Below are 6,950 nucleotides of genomic sequence, written 5' to 3' on the forward strand. Positions count from 1 at the left end.
ATACATACGTATGTATTAATTTCTAAAAAAATATAATAACTTCTTCTTATATGAACTACAATTACTTAAAGTTGCGTAACATCAAATCTAATTGAGATGGATAGACCTGGCCTGTCTTTGCACCAACACCAGAACGAGAAAAATCGCCGCTCCAATGGCGTGACATACCAGCAAAGGCCAGAGCATCAGAACCGCTGCCACCAGGAACAAGACGCGATATAATACACTCAGCGACACCATGTGAAAACCCTCAGAAGCCGCCGCAAAAGACAGCAGCCCCAGAAGCGTAGCTATCACAGTCTCAATAACGCGCCAGGTCTCCCCTTCAAACAGGATGGGCGTATAGCAAAAAAGCAGAGGAATAAAATAAATACCCTTGGCAATGCGCCACGACTCAAAACCCGTACGCAGCGGGTTCGCACCCGCAATACCCGCAGCGGAATACGCAGCCAGACAAACCGGCGGCGTGACATTGGCATCCTGTGAATACCAGAAAATCAGCAAATGCGCCGCAATCAGACTCACCCCCAGATTGGTCAGCGCGGGCGCAGCCAGAACTGCCAGCACGATATAAGAAGCCGTCACCGGCAGACCCATGCCCAGAATCAGAGATGCAATGGCAATAAGCACAACAGTAATAAGCACACTACTTCCGGCAATCGCCGAAATCAGCAAAGAAAATTTGATCCCAACGCCAACCATCAGCACCACACCCACAATAATACCCGCACACAGCAGAATAATACCCGTGGTAATCATATTGTGAGCACCCAGCGCAAGGGCATCGACAATATCGCGGATATTCATGCGCGTGTTCTTATTCAACCAGCTCGCAACGACAATACTCGCGGTTCCCGTTGCCGCGGCAAACGTAGGTGTAAAACCGTAGATCAGTGTACCCACCAGCACCACAATAGGAATCGCAAAATGCCAGCCTTCTCGGATCGTATCGCGGATATTTGGGAGTTCCGAAGCAGGCAGGGGCGCAATCCCTCTTTTTCGCGCGCGAAAATGAATAAAAAAAGTAACACTCAAAAAATAGATAAGCGCTGGGATAAAGGACACGGCGACAATAGTCAGATAGGGAATTTGCGTCCACTGGCTCATAATAAACGCGCCCGCACCCATAATCGGCGGCATGAGTTGACCACCCGTAGATGCCGCCGCCTCGACCGCGCCTGAAAACGTAGGCGAAAAACCCGTGCGCTTCATCATCGGAATAGTAAGCGAACCCGACCCCACCGTATTCGCCACAGCACTCCCCGAAATTGAACCGAGCATACCACTGGCAAAAACCGCCATCTTTGCCGGTCCACCCACTGTGCGCCCCAGCAGCGCAAGTGCCAGACGAATCATAAAATCGCCCGCACCCGAACGCAGGAGAAACGCGCCAAAAAGCACAAAAAGCGCGACAAAAGTAGATGAAATAGTCGCAATCGTCCCAAAAATCCCATCGGGCGCGAAATACATACGATATAACAAGCGCGGAAATGACACACCGGGAAACGCCCATATACCCGAAAGATACCGCCCCCAAAAAAGCGCGTACGTGAGAAATACAAGCGCGAGCAGCGGAATAAAAAAACCAGTCGTACGACGGGTAATCTCGAGCAAAAGGAGAATCGCGATACCCGCAAAAATGAGATCAGCCGTATTCGGCACCTCGTTGCGGGCGTGCAGCGCATCCTCAAAAAACACGAGATAAAGGGCGACAACCAGAGAGAGAATAGCGAGAATATAATCGAGAATCAGCGTGCGCAAGGCATAGCGCGAAGAGACGGGATAAAGCAGATATCCCAAAAAAAGAATGAAGGCATAATGGGTGGCATTGCGCTGCAATTCGGGCAAAACGCCCAGCGTATTGCTCCACAGGTGAAACAGAGACAGGCAGACCCCCACAACAACGACCAGCACCTGATGCCTACCAGTAAGCACGCGATGCGGTGTACTCACTTCCCCGCCCTGTTCAAATTCGGAATTCAAACCTATTCCCCTATCAGAGACGGCGGAATATCGATACCCTTCTCGCTATAATAGCGCGCGGCACCCGCATGCAGGGGAACAGCCAGACCCATCGTCGCTTTCTCGAGAGACATTGCGAGCGTGGCCTTGTGGATATTTTGAATCTCCTCTAAATTCTCATAAATAGTTTTTGTAATCTCATAGACCACATCCTCGGGCAAATCTGCTCTACACGCCAAAAAATTGGGTTGTGCAATCGTCTCAATCGCTTCGGACTGTCCGGGATACGTATTGGCCGGAATAATATAGCGCGTCCACATGGGAAACGCATTTTGGATCGCCGCGAGATGATCATCGCTAAAAGCAAGCACAGAAACCCCGTCCGCACCGAGCTGGGCAAAAGCCTGCGTCACAGCAGCCACGGGCGGACCAGCCGAAAGCGTCGCCCCTGCAATACGGCCGTCAATCATAGCCTGAGCAGACGGACTATAACCCAAATACTCAGACGTAAAATCCTCATCCGGAGAAATATTAAGCGCTGCGAGAATAGTTCGCGTCGCGCCTTCTGTGCCACTGCCGCGTTTGCCAATAACGTATTTGCGGCCGAGTTTTCTCAAGTCCTCAACAGTACCTGTTTTGGCATCGGACGCCCGAAGTATAAAATGCTCGACATTCTCCCATAGCAGGGTAATAGACCGGAGATCTCTAACCGCTTGCCCCTGATAAGTCCTCTCTCCGCGATAAGCCATCGCACCGTACAAACCCAGCAAAATCGCCAGATGTGCCTCTCGATTGACCAGCATCTGAATATTCTCGGCCGACCCTGCAGAATTGATAGCTGCGACCACAATCTTGGGCTGTAGCTTCTGTGTAATCGTCGTACTCAGCGCAACACCCACCGGATAATACGTACCGCCGGGCGTGGCCGTTGCAACAATCAAATTCTGCGTCTGCATACCCTCCTGCGGTGCCCCACAGGAGATACAAAACAACAAAACAAGAACGAAATAGATACGCGACATGAAAGACCTCATACTAAAAAAGTGAACAGATATTTATCTGCCTAATTATACCCGCCCGCCTATATGCGTCAAGGGAAAACACCTTTGCACCTTGACAACCCCTGTTGCGATTTCTATACTTCCCCTGAGGAGTAGCTCTATGGATAACACGCGCACAATTCTCTTTTGCACACTCGCATCCGTCATGCTTTTGTCTGGCTGTGCACAGTATCGGGCGTATCGCCATTTAGACCGCGCGATTGCTCTCGAGGCCAATGGCGATCGCGAAACAGCGCTGGCGATATTTCAGGCTGCTGTGGATATTTGTCCTGAAGACGCGGTTTTGCGGCGGTGGTTGGGCAGGGCATATCTGAGGCGCAGCCAATACGACGCAGCGCGCGTCGAATTTGAAACTGCGCTCGGATTAGCGCCCAATTATATGATCTTGTACCGTGACCTCGCAATCATCAATGAAGCACTTGAGAGGCCAGACGCCGCTATCGCGTGGCTGGAAAAAGCCATATCACAAGTACCCGAGCATCGGGAATCTTACCGCGACCTCGTCAGCCTCTATCTGGCTCACGACCAGTTGAGCGAAGCCCAATCCCTATTGGAAACAGTTATCGAACAGTGGCCAAAAACGATATGGGCACATTTTCAACTGGGCGGTCTTTACATGGTATTAAAATGGCCCGAGCGAGCCGAAGAAGCTTATGTACAGGTACTGAATATTGAACCCAAAAACGACAATGAAGCAGAAATACAGGCACGCGCGCACGGCGAGTTGGGCAATGTCTATTACGAACGCAAAAACTATGAGCGAGCCGAAGAATTCTACAAAAAGGCACTGGAGCTCAACCCCCTCGACGACAGCAGCCTGAACAATCTCGCCTGGATATACGCCATTCAGGGGATACACCTGCGCGAAGGCATTCGCCTATCGCGGCGGTCTTTGCGCCTGCGCCCACACACGCCTTCCTACCTGGACACACTGGCCGAATTGCATTACCAGATGGGCAACACCGAGCGCGCCATTTTCATCATCCGCCAGGCCATTGCATTGAATCCAGATAATCCAGAAGTGCGCGCCCATCTCCATCGACAACTCGCCAAATTTATTTCCGGCGGACGGGGAAAGGTATAATGAATTAAAAATTGGGAAGCAAGGCGGATTAACCAGTACGGGCAGGTTGAACTGGCCTGAGAGACGGCCAGTTGTACCCCACTCGAAACCTGCCCCTTCACTGACTACTGACTTATGACACTCCAGGACCCCGAATGGGGTAACATGATACTGCGCGACAATAAGCAAGAAAATTTGCAGGATATTCTCGCCCGGCTCGCGCTATTCGATACATTGACCCGGCAGGAATTGCACACCATTGAACGCATTGTGCATCGCAGGCGCTTTGTCCCCGGCGAAATGATCCCAACGCCGCGATCGGGTTTGTTTGTCGTCGTGTCCGGCACTGTCCACGTTGTGCAACGTCTCTCCGATGGCGAACAGATCATACTCGACACCCTGAAAGAAGGCGAATTGGTAGGTGAAATCGTGCCATTGGACGATACACAGCCTGCGACCTCTATTCTATCAGCCGAACAGAGTGTTCTGGTCGGATTCTTCCGCACTGATCTGGTCGATTTGATAAACACGCACCCCAGGATGGGATTCAAAATTCTCTGCCGTTTGGCGCAAATTATGTCCCACCGCATGCAACATGCAATGACCGACCTGCGAAAAATACGCACGACACTGATGAAAATGGAAAACACATCACAACCACCAACACCAGAGGAGGAAGTCGGGATATGACGAAGATTGAGGCGGTTCACGCCCGTGAAATACTGGACTCGAGGGGAAATCCAACTGTCGAAGCTGATGTGCGTCTGAGTTCTGGCATTATCGGCCGCGCAGCCGTACCTTCGGGGGCTTCAACAGGCGTACACGAAGCTGTGGAAATGCGCGATGGGCAAACGCGCTATTTGGGCAAGGGCGTGAAAAAAGCTGTTCAAAATGTCAATGATAAAATTGCCAAAGCCGTTGTTGGCCTTGACCCATCGGACCAGATAAAAATCGATCAGATCATGCGCGATGTCGATGGCACACCCAACAAGGGCGCAATCGGCGCAAATGGCATATTGGGCGTTTCTCTCGCGGCGGCCAAAGCCGCTGCTGCAGCTTATGGTATGCCCCTCTATCGCTATATCGGTGGAGCCTCGGCGTGTCAATTGCCCGTACCAATGATGAATATTTTGAACGGTGGCGCGCATGCCGATAGCAGTGTTGATCTGCAAGAATTTATGGTCATGCCCGCAGGTGCTGAAAATTTTGCAGAAGGCCTGCGCGCAGGTGCTGAAATTTTTCACGCATTGCGCGACGTACTCAAAAAAGCGGGTTATAGCACGGGCGTAGGAGATGAAGGGGGATTTGCGCCGAGTTTGGGTTCCAATGACGAAGCACTCGATGTCATTGCCGAGGCAATCAAAAATGCCGGCTATGTGCTGGGCGACGATATCTTGCTGGCACTGGACCCCGCATCGAGCGAATTTTACGACGGCGAGCACTACGTATTCAAAAAATCGGATGGATCCAAACGGTCTTCGGCTGATATGACCACATTTTGGAAAGACTGGACGAGCCGGTATCCCATTGTCTCCATCGAAGACGGTTTGGACGAAGACGACTGGGCTGGATGGGCTGCGCTAACAGCCGAATTGGGTGATCGCGTTCAACTGGTCGGCGACGATCTATTTGTCACCAACACAACGCGCTTAAAACGCGGAATCTCAGAAAAAGTGGGCAATTCCATACTCATCAAAGTCAATCAAATCGGAACCCTGACCGAAACATTGGAAGCCATTGAAACGGCCAAACGCGCGGGATATACAGCCGTCATCTCGCATCGCTCGGGCGAAACCGAAGACACGACCATTGCCGATATTGCCGTGGGAACCAATGCCGGACAAATCAAAACCGGATCGGCATCGCGTTCGGACCGCATTGCAAAATACAATCAATTGCTGCGCATCGAAGAAGAATTGGGCGACACTGCTATCTATCCCGGGCGAAACGCCTTTTACAATATCGACATCTCTTAAAGGCACAAAAAGTGAGTGACTTGCTACAAATCGCATCGCCAATTTTACCCGAAGAGACCCGCGCGCGCCTGAACGCAGTGTACGCACAGGTCCCCGCTGTATCGTGTGCAGGTTGCGATGCCCCGGGAAGCTGTTGTGAACTGACAGATGCCGAATACAACGACGATTTTGCAACCATGTATCCGCTCTACGCCGTCGAATACATCAACATCATAGATTATGTGCGCTCGCACTTTGACCCCAAAAAACAGCGAGAACTGCTGAACACAGTTGAAGAACGCCCGCGCCGTTGTCCGTTCTTAACACCCGAAGGCGGCTGCTCAATCCATCCGGCGCGTCCCTTAACCTGTCGCACCTACGGTATTTTGAACCAGGTATCGCAGGTCAACGCCACCGCTGAATCCGCACGCGACCAGGTACCCTGGCAGTGGATATCATCCTTCTTATCCACAGAGCGATACACAGTATGCCCAAAAACCAGATTACAAGAAACCGACAAAGTCGATGCACACATGAAAGCGATGGTATCTCTGGAATACGAGCGCGAATTGATCTATCTGTCGGACACACTGAACTGGTTGGACGCAGACCGTCTAGAACTATTCCAACAAATAACAAAAAAAACCCACCCCACGCGGTGGACGTGGGGTGGATTTAACGCCCTCACCCAAAAACCATTAAAATGGGTAAAACATCATTTTGCAAATTTTTGGAAAGCATCTTTTTTAGGTGAATAATCCGTCATTTAATGAATTTTATCATATATTCTATATGATCAGAACGTTTAAAAGCCGAAATACCGAACAGATTTTCAATCGCCAGCGTACGATGAACAAAAAATTAAATCCGATTCATCCCGGAGAAGTTCTGTTAGAGGAATTTCTCAAG

At 50.8% G+C, this 6,950-nt stretch carries 6 protein-coding genes; 4 read left to right on the forward strand and 2 right to left on the reverse strand.

Going from position 1 to position 6,950, the window contains the following annotated elements:
- Positions 1 to 87: 87 nt before the first annotated feature.
- Positions 88 to 1,989 carry a TRAP transporter permease gene (locus tag F4Y39_22390; protein MYC16488.1) on the reverse strand — a complete coding sequence of 634 codons (1,902 nt, stop codon included), beginning with the start codon at positions 1,987 to 1,989 and terminating at the stop codon, positions 88 to 90.
- Complete coding sequence (locus F4Y39_22395; protein ID MYC16489.1) at positions 1,986 to 2,984, reverse strand: TAXI family TRAP transporter solute-binding subunit; 999 nt, start codon at positions 2,982 to 2,984, stop codon at positions 1,986 to 1,988. Before F4Y39_22395 ends, F4Y39_22390 begins: the two co-directional genes overlap by 4 nt.
- Before the next feature lie 139 nt (positions 2,985 to 3,123).
- Here F4Y39_22395 and F4Y39_22400 point away from each other — a divergent pair, with 139 nt between their 5' ends.
- The 4 genes from F4Y39_22400 to F4Y39_22415 all read left to right on the forward strand — a co-directional run bounded on the left by F4Y39_22400 (position 3,124) and on the right by F4Y39_22415 (position 6,799).
- A complete protein-coding gene (locus F4Y39_22400) occupies positions 3,124 to 4,107 on the forward strand; it encodes a tetratricopeptide repeat protein (protein ID MYC16490.1) in 984 nt (327 codons plus the stop codon).
- 114 nt (positions 4,108 to 4,221) lie between these two features.
- Complete coding sequence (locus F4Y39_22405; GenBank protein ID MYC16491.1) at positions 4,222 to 4,776, forward strand: cyclic nucleotide-binding domain-containing protein; 555 nt, start codon at positions 4,222 to 4,224, stop codon at positions 4,774 to 4,776.
- On the forward strand, positions 4,773 to 6,062 hold the full coding sequence (locus F4Y39_22410) for a phosphopyruvate hydratase (protein MYC16492.1): 1,290 nt from the start codon (positions 4,773 to 4,775) through the stop codon (positions 6,060 to 6,062). Before F4Y39_22405 ends, F4Y39_22410 begins: the two co-directional genes overlap by 4 nt.
- Entirely contained in the window at positions 5,942 to 6,799 is an 858-nt protein-coding gene (locus tag F4Y39_22415; protein MYC16493.1) for a YkgJ family cysteine cluster protein, read from the forward strand. Before F4Y39_22410 ends, F4Y39_22415 begins: the two co-directional genes overlap by 121 nt.
- Positions 6,800 to 6,950: the final 151 nt, after the last annotated feature.

This window comes from Gemmatimonadota bacterium (genome assembly GCA_009838845.1).
Lineage (GTDB): Bacteria > Latescibacterota > UBA2968 > UBA2968 > UBA2968 > VXRD01.

Coding starts and splice junctions, on each gene's coding strand:
- F4Y39_22395 (MYC16489.1), bottom strand. CDS start 2,984: ATGTCGCGTATCTATTTCGTTCTTGTTTTGTTGTTTTGTATCTCCTGT.
- F4Y39_22400 (MYC16490.1), top strand. CDS start 3,124: ATGGATAACACGCGCACAATTCTCTTTTGCACACTCGCATCCGTCATG.
- F4Y39_22405 (MYC16491.1), top strand. CDS start 4,222: ATGACACTCCAGGACCCCGAATGGGGTAACATGATACTGCGCGACAAT.
- F4Y39_22410 (MYC16492.1), top strand. CDS start 4,773: ATGACGAAGATTGAGGCGGTTCACGCCCGTGAAATACTGGACTCGAGG.